This is a genomic window from Pseudomonas sp. ATCC 13867 (assembly GCF_000349845.1).
In the GTDB taxonomy this organism is placed as follows: domain Bacteria; phylum Pseudomonadota; class Gammaproteobacteria; order Pseudomonadales; family Pseudomonadaceae; genus Pseudomonas.
In genome coordinates this window covers 2,542,091-2,556,797 of sequence record NC_020829.1, presented here as the reverse complement: position 1 = coordinate 2,556,797, position 14,707 = coordinate 2,542,091, and the positions used below count along the sequence as shown (strand labels likewise).

General features: G+C 66.7%; 8 protein-coding genes. 4 read left to right on the top strand and 4 right to left on the bottom strand.

The features are described 5' to 3' along the window. Position 1 precedes the first annotated feature (1 nt). The 3 genes from peaB to ccsA form a co-directional block, all read right to left on the bottom strand. Positions 2-1,432, bottom strand: a complete 1,431-nt coding sequence (gene peaB / locus H681_RS11585; protein WP_015477046.1) for a quinohemoprotein amine dehydrogenase maturation protein — start codon at positions 1,430-1,432, stop codon at positions 2-4. Between the two features lie 76 nt (positions 1,433-1,508). Further along, complete coding sequence (gene peaA / locus H681_RS11580; RefSeq protein WP_041712564.1) at positions 1,509-3,077, bottom strand: quinohemoprotein amine dehydrogenase subunit alpha; 1,569 nt, start codon at positions 3,075-3,077, stop codon at positions 1,509-1,511. A 206-nt stretch (positions 3,078-3,283) separates the two neighbouring features. Beyond that, positions 3,284-5,458, bottom strand: coding sequence for a cytochrome c biogenesis protein CcsA (ccsA, locus tag H681_RS11575; protein ID WP_015477044.1), 2,175 nt, complete (start codon positions 5,456-5,458; stop codon positions 3,284-3,286). A gap of 491 nt (positions 5,459-5,949) precedes the next feature. Between ccsA and H681_RS11570 the strand changes: the two genes are divergently transcribed. The 4 genes from H681_RS11570 to H681_RS11550 all read left to right on the top strand — a co-directional run bounded on the left by H681_RS11570 (position 5,950) and on the right by H681_RS11550 (position 12,432). Then, entirely contained in the window at positions 5,950-7,626 is a 1,677-nt protein-coding gene (locus tag H681_RS11570) for an MFS transporter (protein WP_015477043.1), read from the top strand. Positions 7,627-8,051: 425 nt separating this feature from the next. Next, positions 8,052-9,545, top strand: a complete 1,494-nt coding sequence (locus tag H681_RS11565; RefSeq protein WP_015477042.1) for an aldehyde dehydrogenase family protein — start codon at positions 8,052-8,054, stop codon at positions 9,543-9,545. A gap of 384 nt (positions 9,546-9,929) precedes the next feature. Further along, positions 9,930-11,354 (top strand): GABA permease, encoded by a 1,425-nt coding sequence (gene gabP, locus H681_RS11555; protein WP_015477040.1) that lies wholly within the window; start codon positions 9,930-9,932, stop codon positions 11,352-11,354. Between the two features lie 79 nt (positions 11,355-11,433). Beyond that, positions 11,434-12,432 carry a GlxA family transcriptional regulator gene (locus H681_RS11550; protein ID WP_086009605.1) on the top strand — a complete coding sequence of 333 codons (999 nt, stop codon included), beginning with the start codon at positions 11,434-11,436 and terminating at the stop codon, positions 12,430-12,432. A 313-nt stretch (positions 12,433-12,745) separates the two neighbouring features. Here the strand turns inward: H681_RS11550 and H681_RS11540 are convergent, their stop codons facing one another. Then, a complete protein-coding gene (locus H681_RS11540) occupies positions 12,746-14,440 on the bottom strand; it encodes an amidase (RefSeq protein ID WP_015477038.1) in 1,695 nt (564 codons plus the stop codon). Between the last annotated feature and the right edge of the window lie 267 nt (positions 14,441-14,707).

The window sequence follows — 14,707 nt, the reverse complement described above, 5'->3', positions numbered from 1 at the left end:
GTCAGTGCGCCTTCCGCGGAGTGATGTGGCGGTCGATGAAGCTGGGGTTGGAAGCCATGATCCGGCTGTAGACCTCGATGCCGAAGTCGACCCAGTCCCTCATCAGTTCGCAGTAGTGGTAGGTGGGGTGCGCCGGGTCGCCGTAGCGCGCGTAGCTCTCGTGGTAGCAGCCGCCGGAGCAGAGGTTGCGGATGTGGCAGCTGGCGCAGCCGGTGTCGGTGCGGTCCAGGCGCTGCGACAGGAACTCGTTCAGCTCGGCCTGCTTCACCCCTTCATGCACATTGCCGAAGGTCGGCAGCGAAGAACCGGTGAAGCGGTGGCACAGGTTCAGCTCGCCCTTGTGGTCCACCGCCAGCATCTTCAGGCCGGCGCCGCACGGCAGGGCCTTCTTCTGCCCTTCGTGGATGTCGGTGATCAGCTGGTGCAGGTTGGAGAAGCCGATGTTGCGCCCCTGCAGCGCCTCGGCTAGGTAACGGCGACCGAGGGTCTTCATGCCGGCGAAGACAGCCTTGAGCTCATCGGTGGTGAGGTTGTAGCTGCTGATGTCGCCCGAGGTGACCGGGGCGAAACCGACTTCGGCGAAGCCCATCTCGTTGAACAGGTGATTCCAGATGGTCTCGACGTCGGTGACGCCGGTGGTCAGGGTCACCCGTGCGCCCACCGGCCGCGCGGTGTAGCGCGACAGCAGCATGTCGGCCTTGCGCCGCACCACGTCATAGGTGCCCTGCCCGCCCACGGTGATGCGGTTGCGGTCGTGCACCGTCTTCGGCCCGTCGATGCTGATGGACAGCCCGAAGCGATGGGCGTTGAGCCAGTCGACGATTTCCTCGGTGAGCAGCGTGGCGTTGGTGGTCATGACGAAGTCCACGGTCTTGCCCAGCTCGCCGAAACGACGCTCGCAGTACGCGACCATGTGCTCGATCAGCGGGCGGTTGGACAGCGGTTCGCCGCCGAAGAACACCACGGTGTAGCGCTGCTCGTCGGGGGATTCCTGGATCAGCATTTCCACCGAGGCCTCGGCGGTTTCCGCGCCCATCTTCTTACCGGCGGAGGGCTTGTCCAGGTCTTCCTTGTAGCAGTAGGTGCAGCTGAGGTTGCAGCCGGTATTGACGTTCAGCACCACGGTATTGAGCGCGGTGCGATCGACTTTCTTGATGCCGATTTCAGGGGGCAGCGGCGAGCCGTCGCTGACCAGCTCCAGCGCGATCAGCTCGCGCAGGGTCTCGTCGATCTCCTCGGCGGCGAAGCGCCCGGCCAGGCGCTGGGTCAGTTCGTCCGGCGAGCAGGCCTGCCCGCGCAGCGCGTCGATGATCCCGCCGGTCAGCTCGTCGCTGGCGAACAGCGAGGAGCTGGGGATGTGGAACAACAGGCGGTCGGCGTCGACCTGCACTTCATGCAGGTTGCGTTCGACCAGATTCAAGATGGCGCCCATGGCGACCTCCCGGAACTTTCTTGTTATGCCCACCCGCAGGTGGGCCTCACGCATTCAGTTCATCCGATCCCGACGGTTACGGGATCGGCGGGTTGTTCCAACGCTGCACGGTGACGATCATGTGCCCTTCGCCCTTGTGCGACTGGCCGGCGTCGTCCACCGCGGCGATCACCTTCAGGTTGCCGGCGTTGTTGGTCATCATCTTGCGGGCCGGGTTGGGGCCGGCGTCACCCGGGGTGAAGATACCGGTGGAAGCATCCATCTCTCCGGCGAACTTCACGTCCTGGTCTTCCTTGGCGCGGTCGTCGAAGGGTTCCACCGACCACTGCGCGGGGAACACGCCGATACGGAACGGCTTGCCATCGGCGCCCTTGCCCCAGGCCTCGGCATCGAAGCTGCCCTGGACCTTGGGCGTGGAGCCGCCATTGCCGCCGATGCGGGCGATGGAGAACTCCGGCACCACCTTCACTTCGGCAATGTCCTTGTACACCGCGAGGCTGCCGCCCTTGGCGGTGCCCACGGTAACGTCGCGCTCGCCGGCGGCGGCCGCATCGCTGGCCTTGACCTTGACGGTCACGCGCTCGGGCGTCTCGGACACCACCGACACCACCTCCACGCCGGCGCCGAACGATGGCTTGCCCTTCAGGCCGGTGCCGACCACGCTGACCTCGGTCTCCACACCCGCCTTGATGTAGGCCGGCTGCACGCCCAGCACGTGGCTGCTGCCGTCCTTCGCCGCAACGAAGTCCAGGCCGCGCTCATCGTGGGCCTTGTCGAACATGCGGCCCTGCATCTGGCCATCGAGGGCGGCGAACACCTGGCGCATGCTCAGGTCGCCCACGGTGACGTTGCCGCGCCACTCGTAGCCGTTGTACAGCACCGCGCTGCCCTCGCCGCTGAACGGCTCGCCATCGGCGTATTGGCCCTTCACGCGGACCTTGAACGCATCGTCGCCGCTCTTGGCCACGCTCATGGTGCCGGCCAGGTCGCCCTTGCCCGGCATGTGCCCGGCGAAGCTCCACTCGCCCGCCAGCGACTCGGCCTGCGGACGACTCTTCTGCCAGTCGCTCCAGGCCTTGCTGTCCAATGGGTAACGCTTGGCCAGCTCCGGGACCATCTCTTTCTTCGCCAGGTCGAACCAGTCGCGGTCGCGGGACAGCGCCTGGTATTCCAGCGACGGCCAGCGGCCGAGGTGGAAGTTCACCAGCTTCTCCCACTCCGCCGCCGGGCGACGCTGCAGGGCGATGCGCGCGCCCGAGTGGCAGCGGGCGCACATCTGTTCGAAGTTGGTATCGAATTTCTCCACGGTGTTCAGCCGGCGCTCGAGGGCGTAGCGCACGCCTTCGGTTTCGCTGGGCGCCAGGCCCTGCTTGTCGGCGAGGAACTTGACCACCGAGCGGCGTTCGTCGTCGGTGATCTTCAGGCCGTACATCACCTGCATGCGCGCAATGCTCATCAGCCAACCCTCGGGGGTCTTGCGCTGGTGGCTGATGCGGCTCAGGGAATTGTTGCCTTCGGGCGTGTGGCACGCCTGGCACTTGGCGTTGATGATCGCCTGGCCATCGGCGGCGTTGGCCGGCTGGTGCAGCGCTAGGGCCAGAGCGGCCAGGGTTCCGGCACCCAGACAGTGCCGAAGTCGTGTCATCTTCAAGGTCAGGCCTCCTCGGTATTCTTGTTGGTTATTCCTGCCCACCGATGGGCTAAGCGCGATTGCGTCGAACGCTTGGTAGCGATTTAGCAGTTTGTGTGCCACTCCTTTGCAGGGCCCGCCGCACCAGGCTTGCGGCGGGTTTTCCCGGAGCTCTCGGCCGTCACGCCGAGGTTCGATGCGTCTAATTTCGCGATTGCTGTCTAACTCTGAGACACGGCCTGTGCGACGCCGTCCGAAGCAGTATGGCCGCGCCGGCGCAAAACACCGCCCGCCGGCAGCAACAAGGCGCCGAACAGCATGGTCAAGAGGCCGACCCAGACCAGCGAGAGGAACGGGAAGCGGCGCACCACCACCACGCTTTCGATCTCGTCCCCCGGCTGTTTCAGCAGGCGTGCCGAGGCCGGCACCCAGACCTGCAGGTCGCCGCTCCAGCCGCGCACGATGAACGGATGCAGCACGTAGCCACGGTCCGAGGCGAAGCGCGCGTAGTGGTAGTCGAGAATCTCGCAGAGCTGGCGCACCGGGCCTTGGTAGGCCGGCGGATTGCCACGGCTGTCCTGGAACAGCGCGTGGCCGGCGAGCGTCCGCTCGCCGTCGCGCAGTTCGACCTTGGCCACCGCGTGGTAGCCGGAGAAATCCGGGCGGCTGGAATCAGGCAGCACGCGCAGTTCCATACCGCCGATTACCGAGTGCCACTGTTCGAAGGAGGTGCCCGGCGGGATGCTGATCTGCTGGTAGCTGTTGAGTGCCGTGGCCGCCAGTCCGCCCACCAGCGCGATCACCGCGCCACCGTGCACCAGCGCCAGCCCGCCGCTGTAGCGCAGGTTGCCCAGGCGCCGGCTGCGCCACAGGCTCAGCGCGCCCCAGAACAGGCAGCAGCCCATCAGGAAGACGCCACCGAGCAGCGCCGCGTCCAGCCACGGCAGCACCCGCACGATGCTCTGCGAGAGCATCCCGTCGCCGTTGTAGCCGCCGCTCAGCCAGCCACCGCGCCAGCCGGTCCAGAGCATCACGGCGGCCATCGCCAGGGTCGCCAGCAACGCCAGGCGGGACCGGCCGCAGCGGCGCAGGAAGCTGTAGCCGCCGATCAGGCCGAGCACCGCCAGCAAAGGCACCACCCAGAGTGCCAGGCCGTAGCCGTCGACGTCCCACTGGTCGAAGGCGCGGCGCAGGCTGTCCATCTCCGCCGTGGTGGCCCAGGCGGTCAGGGTCTCGAAGAAGGGTTTCAGCTCGCTTGGCCGCTCCAGGCCCAGCCATTCGTAGAGATGCGCCTGGACCAGCGCGCCAAGGGCCAGCAGCCCGGTGCCGGCGAACAGGTAGATGGCCACGTCCAGCGTCCAGTCCGACGCCCCGCGCCGACGCCCCGCCGTAACCTCGGCGCGACGCCCGGCGAGCAGGTAGAACGCCGCCAGCACCAGCAGGATCAGCGCCAGCACCAGGTGGCTGAGCCAGGAGGTGGTGCCAATGTAGCGGTGCGAGCTGGCCAGCACCGTGCTGCGGGTCACCGCCATCGCCACGCAGGCCATCGCCGCCGCCAGCAGGCTGAGCAGCGGCAGCAGGCGGCGATTGGCGCCGTTGGTACGCCAGCGGCGGGCGCCGTGCAGTACCGCGCCGAGCAGCGCCCAGATGACGAAGGCCGAGGTTTGTACCGGGTCCCAGTGCCAGAGCTGGCCGAAGGTGAAATCCTCCATCGCCCAGGCCATCCCCGCGCCGATGCCGGCGGTAAGCACCAGCCAGGCACGCCGGCTGTAGCGCGGCATCACCCAGGCGTAGGCGCTGTCGCCCTGCCCCAGCGCGCCAAGCGCGGCGCCGGCGGGCGCCAGGGCCCAGGCATAGGCACCGAGAATCAGCGGCGCGTGGAAGGACATCCAGAAGGTCTGCAGGTGCGCATTCATGCCCTGGCTCGGCAGGCTCGCCAGCCAGTCCGCCGGCGTCGCACTGAACGGCCCGAGCCAGGCGGCGGTGGCCGTGTACCAGGCGGCGATCAGCGCCATCCCGCGCCCGGCCCAGCCCTCCAGTTGGCGACCGCTCAGGGCGGCGGCCATGCAGAAGGTGGCCAGCAGCAGTACCGTGCCTTCGTCGCCGCCCCAGAGGTTGGAGAACTTCAGGTAGGCCGGCAGCGCCGCGCTGCTGTACAGCCAGACGTAACGCAGCTGGAAGTGATCGGCCAGCAGGTGCAGCGCCACCGCCAGACAGGCACCGCACAACACGCCCATTGCCACCGGCCAGGTCGGCGGACGCAGGTGCGGACGCAGCGCCCCCAGGGCGATCAGCGCGGCGCCCCCCCAGAGCACGCCATTGCCGATCGGCGGCAGCAGCCAGAGCAGCGCGCACGTCGCCAGCGCGGCGCACAGCCCTGCAATCCATGACGACATCCTCTTCAAGCGAGCCTCCCTGTTTGACGGCGCCTGAGGCGACAGGCGGACGGAGTCTTGCCTCTCACATTCCGTGCCAGCGGCAAAAACCCTTGGGAAACAAACCATTGGTCAACGCACAGGGGCACGGCGCAGTGGCAATTCGCGACGGCTGTATCAGCCTGAGACATCCCGGACAGTTTTAGACGATGGTCGAACGACCCGGGCGCGAACGCCGCAATGCAGGCCGTGAAAGCCCCCTGGCAGCGGCCTTATCCGACTCCGTGCGTCGGAAATAACGCTCTCATCCGCGCCAGCCGTGGGTTTGCAGGTCATATGAGTGGATATCCGAGTCATGCCGGTTATCCTCTTTCGTGACCTTGCCCCACGGCAGGGCCGCCTGTTTTCACGCTTCGCGCAATCCGTATGACGATGACATCAGCCCCTGGGCCTGAGTGCGGCAACGGTATGGAAGGACTCCGGCCTTCAACAAGAACAAGACGGAGAAGAACATGGCGCAGACATACAGCCCGGCCGCGGGCAACGCACCCCACAGCGGCATCACCAAGGAGGAGCGCAAGGTCATTTTCGCCTCCTCCCTCGGCACCGTATTCGAGTGGTACGACTTCTACCTCTACGGTTCACTGGCGGCGATCATCGCCAAACACTTCTTCGCCGGGGTCAACGAGACCACCGCCTTCATCTTCGCCCTGCTGGCCTTCGCCGCCGGCTTCGCGGTGCGCCCCTTCGGCGCCATCGTGTTCGGCCGCCTGGGCGACATGATCGGACGCAAGCACACCTTCCTCATCACCATCGTGATCATGGGCACGTCCACCGCCGTGGTCGGCCTGCTGCCGGCCCATTCCACCATCGGCGTGGCCGCGCCGATCATCCTGATCACCCTGCGGCTACTCCAGGGCCTCGCCCTGGGCGGCGAATACGGCGGCGCGGCGACCTACGTGGCGGAGCACGCGCCACAGGGCAAGCGCGGTTTCTTCACCTCGTGGATCCAGACCACCGCCACCCTCGGCCTGTTCCTCTCGCTGCTGGTGATCATGGCCTGCCGCACCGTGCTGGGCACCGAGGCCTTCGAGGCCTGGGGCTGGCGCGTGCCCTTCTTGCTGTCGATCCTGCTGCTGATCGTCTCGGTGTACATCCGCCTGCAACTCTCCGAGTCGCCGGTGTTCAAGCGCATCAAGGAAGAAGGCAAGGCGTCCAAGGCGCCGCTGACCGAATCCTTCGGCCGCTGGGACAACCTCAAGGTGGTGATCATGTCGCTGCTCGGCGGTACCGCCGGGCAGGCCGTAGTCTGGTACACGGGGCAGTTCTACGCGCTGTTCTTCCTCCTGCAGACCCTCAAGATCGACGCGCAGACCGCCAACTACCTGATCGCCGGCTCGCTGCTGCTGGGCACGCCGTTCTTCGTGTTCTTCGGCAGCCTCTCCGACCGCATCGGCCGCAAGCCGATCATCATGGCCGGCTGCATCCTCGCCGCGCTGACCTACTTCCCGATCTTCCACGGCCTGACCCAGTTCGGTAACCCGGACGTGTTCGCCGCCCAGGAGAAGAACCCGGTGACCGTGGTCGCCGATCCGGCCCAGTGCTCGTTCCAGTTCGACCCGGTGGGCAAGGCCAGATTCGTCAGCTCCTGCGACCTGGCCAAGAGCCTGCTGGCGAAGAAGGCCATCCCCTACGAGAACATCAAGGCCGAGACCGGCACCGTGGCCCAGGTGCACATCGGCGACAAGGCCATCGAAAGCTTCGAGGGCAAAGGCATGGCCGCCGCGGACTTCAAGACCCAGTCCGATGCCCTCACCGCGCAGTTGAGCACCGCCCTCAAGGACGCCGGCTACCCCGAGAAGGCGGATCCGGCGAAGATCAACCACCTGGCCATGCTGCTGCTCCTGACCGTGCTGGTGATCTACGTGACGATGGTCTACGGACCGATCGCCGCCTGGCTGGTGGAGCTGTTCCCGGCGCGCATCCGCTACACCTCGATGTCGCTGCCCTACCACATCGGCAACGGCTGGTTCGGCGGCTTCCTGCCGACCGTGGCCTTCGCGATGGTGGCGGCCACCGGGGACATCTACTACGGGCTCTGGTACCCCATCGTCATCGCGGTGATGACGGCGATCCTGGGGACCTTCTTCCTTCCGGAAACCAAGGACCGGGAGATCCACCACGGCTGAGCGGTACAGCCATGCGGCGTACGACCGTTCGCGGTTGTACGCCCGCAGGGAGGATCGGTTCTCGTGGGAGCGGAGCTTCTCCGCGCCACACCGGCAAGACCGGTGCCGGGTCGGTTCGCGAGCAAGCTCGCTCCTACGAAGAGCTGGCCCGTCGGGCCCTGTAGGAGCGGGCTTGCTCGCGAACCACACCACACGAAACCAATCGCGGACAGAGTCCGCTACGACCAATCAGGGCGCCCGGCCGTCTCAGCCGCTGTCGCAATGTGCGACAACGGCCCTCTCCCCGCCAATCGAAAAAATCAATAAATCATTTTAATTTCAAATACTTAATCAACGATTTAAGCATTGGCACAGCCGTTGCGATGTCCGCTCCCAACCTGCTCCCGATCCGAGCAGAACGAACAGACCGACAAGAGGCAATCGCAATGCTCGCTTCCCTGCCCATCAAGCCCGAATCCCGCGCCTTCCTGCAGCGCGCACCGAAGATGCTGATCGGTGCCGACTGGACCTCCGCCAGCGACAGCGCCCTGATGGACCTGCGCAACCCGGCCACCGGCGAGGTGCTGTGCCAGGTCCCGGCCGCCACCGTCGCCGACGTCGATCGCGCCGTGCGCGCCGCGCGCCAGGCCTTCGACGATTCGCCCTGGAGCCGCATGCGTCCGCGCGAGCGGCAGAATCTGCTGTGGAAGCTCGCCGAGCTGATGGAGCGCGACGCCGACCTGCTGGCCGAGCTGGAGTGCCTGAACAACGGCAAGAGCGCCGCCGTCGCCCGCGTGATGGATGTGCAGTTGGCCATCGACTTCCTGCGCTACATGGCCGGCTACGCCACCAAGATCGAAGGCACCACCGTCGATGTGTCGATGCCGCTGATGCCCGACGGCGACTTCCACGGCTACATCCGCCGCGAAGCCGTCGGCGTGGTTGGCGCCATCGTCGCCTGGAACTTCCCGCTGCTGCTGGCCTGCTGGAAACTCGGCCCGGCGCTGGCCACCGGGTGCAGCGTGGTGCTCAAGCCCGCCGACGAAACCCCGCTGTCCGCGCTGAAACTCGCCGAGCTTGTCCTGGAGGCGGGCTACCCGGCAGGCGTGTTCAACGTCGTCACCGGCACCGGCATCACCGCCGGCGCCGCCCTCTCCCACCACCCGCTGGTGGACAAGCTGACCTTCACCGGCTCGACCCCGGTGGGCAAGGAAATCGGCAAGGCGGCGATGGACAATATGACCCGCGTGACCCTGGAGCTGGGCGGTAAGTCGCCGACCATCGTCATGGCCGACGCCGACCTCGCCACCGCCGCCGCTGGCGCGGCGCAAGCGATCTTCTTCAACCAGGGCCAGGTCTGCTGCGCCGGCTCGCGCCTGTACGTGCAGCGCAAGCACTTCGACAACGTGATCGCCGACATCGCCGGCATCGCCAACGGCATGAAGCTGGGCAACGGCCTGGACCCGAGCATCGACATGGGCCCGCTGATCTCCGCCAAGCAGCAGAAGCGCGTGTTCGACTACATCGAACTGGGCCGCGACAAGGGCGCCACCATCGCCTGCGGCGGCGAACAGTTCGGCCCCGGCTACTTCGTCAAACCCACGGTGATCGTCGACGTCGACCAGAAGAACCCGCTGGTGCAGGAGGAAATCTTCGGCCCGGTGCTGGTCGCCATGCCCTTCGACGACATCGACGACGCCCTGCGCCTGGCCAACGACAGCCCCTACGGCCTGGGCGCGAGCATCTGGTCCAACGACCTGTCGGCGGTGCACCGCATGGTGCCGCGCATCAAGTCCGGCTCGGTGTGGGTCAACTGCCACAGCGCGCTGGACCCGGCGCTGCCCTTCGGCGGCTTCAAGATGTCGGGCGTGGGCCGCGAGATGGGCGCCGCCGCCATCGAGCACTACACCGAGCTGAAATCGGTGCTGATTCGTCTGTAACCCCCTGCGGGTCTACCTCGACCGGGCATCCCCTGCCCGGTCCTTGCATCCCTCGGTCGCGGCAGCGGCCGGGGGATTTTTTTTGACTCGATCCCACGTCTGCCGCATGCGGTCGAGCCCCATTGCAGAGTGGCTCATGGCTACCGTCGCGCGGCGCGCCATGTCGCTTTTGGCCATGCCCGTGGCGATCCTGAACAACTGGCGGGGCGCCCGCATGGCATAGCTTGGGCCCCGCGTGATGCTGGCTGTCCGGCGTGGCATTTCCGAGCCCCCATCGACCCGAGAGGAGCGGGATCGCGGCTTGGTGGAAACCCACCCTGGCCCGTGGCTGCGCGCCCTCCATGACAACTTCAATAAGAACAATTGCAACAGGAAGGCCGACAGATGAGTGCACCTAGTGCGAAAGGCGCCAATGGCGATCTGGTGCAGGGCTTCAAGCCCCGCCACGTAACCATGCTTTCCATCGCGGGAATCATCGGCGCGGGGTTGTTCGTCGGCTCCGGCCACGCTATCGCCGCCGCCGGCCCCGCCGCCATCGTGGCCTACGCCCTCTCCGGGCTGCTGGTGGTGCTGGTGATGCGCATGCTCGGCGAGATGGCCGTGGCCAGCCCTGACACCGGCTCCTTCTCCGCGTACGCCGACCAGGCCATCGGCCGCTGGGCCGGCTTCACCATCGGCTGGCTGTACTGGTGGTTCTGGGTGCTGGTCATCCCCATCGAAGCCATCGCCGCCGGGGTCATCCTCAACAACTGGTTGCCGCAGGTCGAGACCTGGATCTTCGCCCTGTCGATGACGCTCCTGCTGACCATCACCAACCTGTTCAGCGTCGCCAAGTACGGCGAGTTCGAGTTCTGGTTCGCCATGCTCAAGGTGGCCGCCATCGTACTGTTCATCGGCCTCGGCGCGGCGGCGCTGCTGGGCCTGCTGCCCGGCCGCGAGGTCAGCGGCCTGACCCGGCTGATGGGCGAGCACGGCGGCTTCATGCCCAACGGCTGGACGGCGATCTTCAGTGCGCTGATCACCACCCTGTTCAGCTTCATCGGTACCGAGGCGGTGACCATCGCCGCCGCCGAATCCAGCGACCCCAGCCGCAACATCGCCAAGGCTACCCGTTCGGTGATCTGGCGCATCAGCGTGTTCTACCTGCTGTCGATCCTGGTGATCATCTCGGTGGTGCCGTGGAACGACCCGCGCCTGGTGGAAATCGGCTCCTACCAGCGCACCCTGGAGCTGCTGAACATCCCCAACGCGCAACTGCTGATGGACCTGGTGGTGCTGGTCGCCGTCGCCAGCTGCCTGAACTCCTCGGTGTACATCGCCTCGCGGATGATCTATTCGCTGAGCCGCCGCAACGACGCGCCGGCCTTCATCCAGCGCACCTCGGCAGCCGGCGTGCCGCGCGCGGCGGTGATCGCCAGCACGCTGATCGGCATGGCCACCACCCTGCTGAACTTCTTCGCCCCGGCGCGCCTGTTCGACTTCCTGCTCGCCAGCTCCGGCTCCATCGCTCTGCTCGTCTACCTCGCCATCGCCATCTCGCAATTGCGCATGCGCGCGATCCTGCGCCGGCGCAACCACGAGCTGGTGTTCCGCATGTGGCTGTTCCCCTGGCTGACCTGGCTGGTGATCGGCATCATCGGCTTCATCCTGACCGTCATGTTCATCATGCCCACGCACCGGGTGGAGGTAAGCTCGACGCTGGCGCTGACAGTGATCATCATCCTGCTCAGCCAGACCGGCCGGCGCACGCTAGAACACAGGCCGGATACGGTGCTGCGCCGCCGCGGCGCCAGCGGCGCGGGCGGGTGATCCGGGCGATACTCGCCGCCTCGGCGGCATCTGCAACATGAGGTGGTGATTGGTCGAACGACGGCAATTCAGTGGCGCCATGCAGGGACGCAACCTGCGCTTCATCGCCGAGCAGCAGAGGGAGCCCACCCGCCAGGCGCGGGTGGGCTTCCTGCTGCTCGAGCATTTCTCCCTGCCGGCCTTCACCCAGGCGCTGGACACCCTGGTCACCGCCAACCTGATCCGTGCCCAGACCTTCACCACCCAGACCTTCAGTCTCGACGGCGAATCGGTCACCAGCGACCTCGGCCTGGTGATCTGCCCCGGCGCGGTGCTGACCGCCTCGCAGTTGGCCGAGCTGGATCTGCTGGTGGTCTGCGGCGGCCTGCGTACCCAACTGCGGGCCACACCCGAGCTGACCCGCCTGCTGCAGGCTGCCGCCGACAAGGGCATTACCCTCGCCGGCCTGTGGAACGGCGCCTGGTTCCTCGGCCAGGCCGGCTTGCTGGACGGCTACCGCTGCGCCATCCACCCCGAACACCGCGCGGCCCTGGCGGAAATCGCCCGGCACAGCGAAGTCACCAGCGAAAGCTACCAGCTCGACCGCGACCGTCTGACCGCCGCCAGCCCCACCGGCGCCTTCAACCTGGTGCTGGAGTGGATCAACGCGCGCCACGGCCGCGAGCTGGTGGATGCCATCGTCGACATCCTCGCCTTCGAGGAGTCGCGCTTCCGCCGCACCCGCCCGGCGCTGCACGAGAAACTCAGCGAGCCGCTGCGCGAAGCGATCAACCTGATGAGCGCGAACATCGAGGAGCCGCTGAGCCAGGACCAGTTGTCGCTCTACGTGGGGCGCTCCAAGCGGCAGATCGAGCGGCTGTTCCAGGAACAACTGGGGACCACGCCGGTGCGCTATTACCTGGAGCTGCGCATCACCGAAAGCCGGCGCCTGCTGCAGCATTCCAGCCTGCCGATGTACGAGGTGGCGCTGGCCTGCGGCTTCGTCTCGCCCAGTCATTTCAGCAAGTGCTACACCTCGTTCTACGGTTACTCGCCGTCCAAGGAAGTGCGCTACGGCAACGTGAAGTCGGCCAAGTGAGCGCAGATCCTCGCTGGAGCGAACTGCTTGTCATGCGCGTCGCAGGGAAACGCGTTCGCGAGCAAGCTCGCTCCTACAAAGAACACCCCGGCGTTTCCCTGTAGGAGCGAGCTTGCTCGCGAACTGCTCTGCACGATGCCAATCGCGGACGGCTCCCTCTCCCCCTGGGAGAGGGTTGATCCGAGCCTGGAGCTGTCCGGTAGGAAGCGGACTGCGTCCGCGATCCGCCAGCCAGGCCGGCCGGCGTCATAGACCAAAAAACCGCGCCCCCATTGGGAGCGCGGTTTTTCTCTTGCTTGCAGCGACGAACCGATCAGCCCAGCGGCGGCGTGCTCGGCGGCACCAGGCGCTTGGAGCCGGTGGCCTCGAAGGCCGCTGCGAAGCGCAGCAGCGCGGAGTCGTCATAGGCGCGGCCGGCGAAGGTCAGCCCCACCGGCATGCCGATATCGGCCATCACGCCCATCGGCACGGTGACGGTCGGCACGCCCAGGTGACGGATCGCCAGGTTGCCGTTGGCGACCCAGATGCCGTTGCTCCAGGCGATGTCGGCCGATTCCGGGTTGACGTCGGCATCCGCCGGACCGACGTCGGCCACGGTGGGGAACAGCACGGCGTCGAGCTTCAGCTCGTCCATCCAGTCTTCCAGGTCGAGCTTGCGGGTCTTCTCCAGACCGCGCAGGCCGTCGGGCAGGGTCTCGATCTGGTCCCAGGTTTTCAGGCCGCGCTTGGCCATGTTCACGTACTCGTCCATGCCGGCGCAGAGGTCGCCCTCGCGGTTCGGCAAGGTGCCCGGATCGTGGGGGAAGATCTGCGGGCCGTCGACGTCGGCCAGCCTGTTCAGCTTCGGATCGCCGTTGGCGCGCAGGAAGTCGTCGAAGCCCCAGCCGGACAACTCCCACAGCTCGTCATGCAGGAACTGCTCGGAAACGATGCCGCGGTTGAACACGGTCGGCGCCCCCGGACGGTCGCCCTCGCAGTTGGAGACCAGCGGGAAGTCCACTTCGATGACTTCGGCGCCGGCCGCTTCCAGGGCCTTGCGGGCCTGTTCCCAGAGATCGATGACCGAAGCGCGGGTATTGATGCGCTGGCCGGTCGGGCCGCCGATGCCCGGCTTCTCGCTGGTACCGGCCAGCTCGTCCTTGTTGATGAACATGCGCGGCACGCCCAGGCGCTTGCCCTTGAAGGCTTCAGGGCCGGAGGCGAGGTCCAGGTAGGACGCCGGACGCACCTCGGCGACGGCGGGGATCGGCACCCACGGTTGCAGGCGCCACAGGTCGCCACGCGTGTCGGTATCTTCGGCCACCACCACGTCGAGCACTTCCAGCAGGTCGGCCATCGTGCGCGCGTAGGGCACCACCACGTCCATCGTCGGAGTCAGCGGCCAGTTGCCGCGCACCGAGATCACGCCACGGGAGGGGGTGTAGGCGCACAGGCCGTTGTTCGAGGCCGGGCCACGACCGCTGGACCAGGTCTCTTCCGCCAGGCCGAAGGCCGAGAAGCTCGCGGCGGTCGCGGTGCCGGCGCCATTGGACGACCCCGAGGCGAAGGGCGCGGTGAGGAACTTGCGGTTGTACGGGCTTTCCGCACGGCCGTAGACGCCGCGCTGCATGCCACCGTTGGCCATGGGCGGCATGTTGGTCTTGCCCAGGCAGATGGCGCCGCCGGCGCGCAGGCGCTCGACGGTGAAGGCATCGCGGTAGGCGACCAGGTCCTTGAAGGCCGGGCTGCCGGAGGCGGCAGTCAGGCCCTTGACCAGGTAGCTGTCCTTGGCGGTGTAGGGAATGCCATCCAGCGGGCCGAGGGTCTCGCCGCGGGCGCGGCGCTCGTCGGAGGCTTGGGCTTCCTTCAGGGCCTCGGTGTTGCGCACGACCACGGCATTGAGCCGGGTCGGGCCATCGTAGGCATCGATGCGCGCGAGGTAGGCCTTGACCAGTTCGACCGCGGTGGTGCGGCCCGACTCCAGGGCTTCACGCAGCTGCGCAATGGAAACTTCGGTTACCTCGATCATGCTTTCACCGTCGGCTGAAGGTTGGTGGGAAGGTGGAGGTCTGCGTCGCGGCGGACGAAGACGGCGCAAGTCAGAAAGTGCGTGTTCATCTCGATTCTCTTGTACTTCTGTTACGCGACGGGAGTGAGTGTACCGTCGGCCGGCGGCGCCCATCAGCGCCCGGAGAACGGACCGGGAACTGAAGTATGGCAACTGTGGCGAATAGGGCCGCCAGGGCGCACACACTGGCACGTACGATCAGAATACACAACACGCGTAAATTAAAAA

Bases quoted from the DNA above. Each gene is read 5' to 3' on its own strand.
- peaB (WP_015477046.1), bottom strand. From the start codon at position 1,432: ATGGGCGCCATCTTGAATCTGGTCGAACGCAACCTGCATGAAGTGCAG.
- gabP (WP_015477040.1), top strand. From the start codon at position 9,930: ATGAGTGCACCTAGTGCGAAAGGCGCCAATGGCGATCTGGTGCAGGGC.
- H681_RS11570 (WP_015477043.1), top strand. From the start codon at position 5,950: ATGGCGCAGACATACAGCCCGGCCGCGGGCAACGCACCCCACAGCGGC.
- H681_RS11550 (WP_086009605.1), top strand. From the start codon at position 11,434: ATGCAGGGACGCAACCTGCGCTTCATCGCCGAGCAGCAGAGGGAGCCC.
- peaA (WP_041712564.1), bottom strand. From the start codon at position 3,077: ATGACACGACTTCGGCACTGTCTGGGTGCCGGAACCCTGGCCGCTCTG.
- ccsA (WP_015477044.1), bottom strand. From the start codon at position 5,458: ATGTCGTCATGGATTGCAGGGCTGTGCGCCGCGCTGGCGACGTGCGCG.
- H681_RS11540 (WP_015477038.1), bottom strand. From the start codon at position 14,440: ATGATCGAGGTAACCGAAGTTTCCATTGCGCAGCTGCGTGAAGCCCTG.
- H681_RS11565 (WP_015477042.1), top strand. From the start codon at position 8,052: ATGCTCGCTTCCCTGCCCATCAAGCCCGAATCCCGCGCCTTCCTGCAG.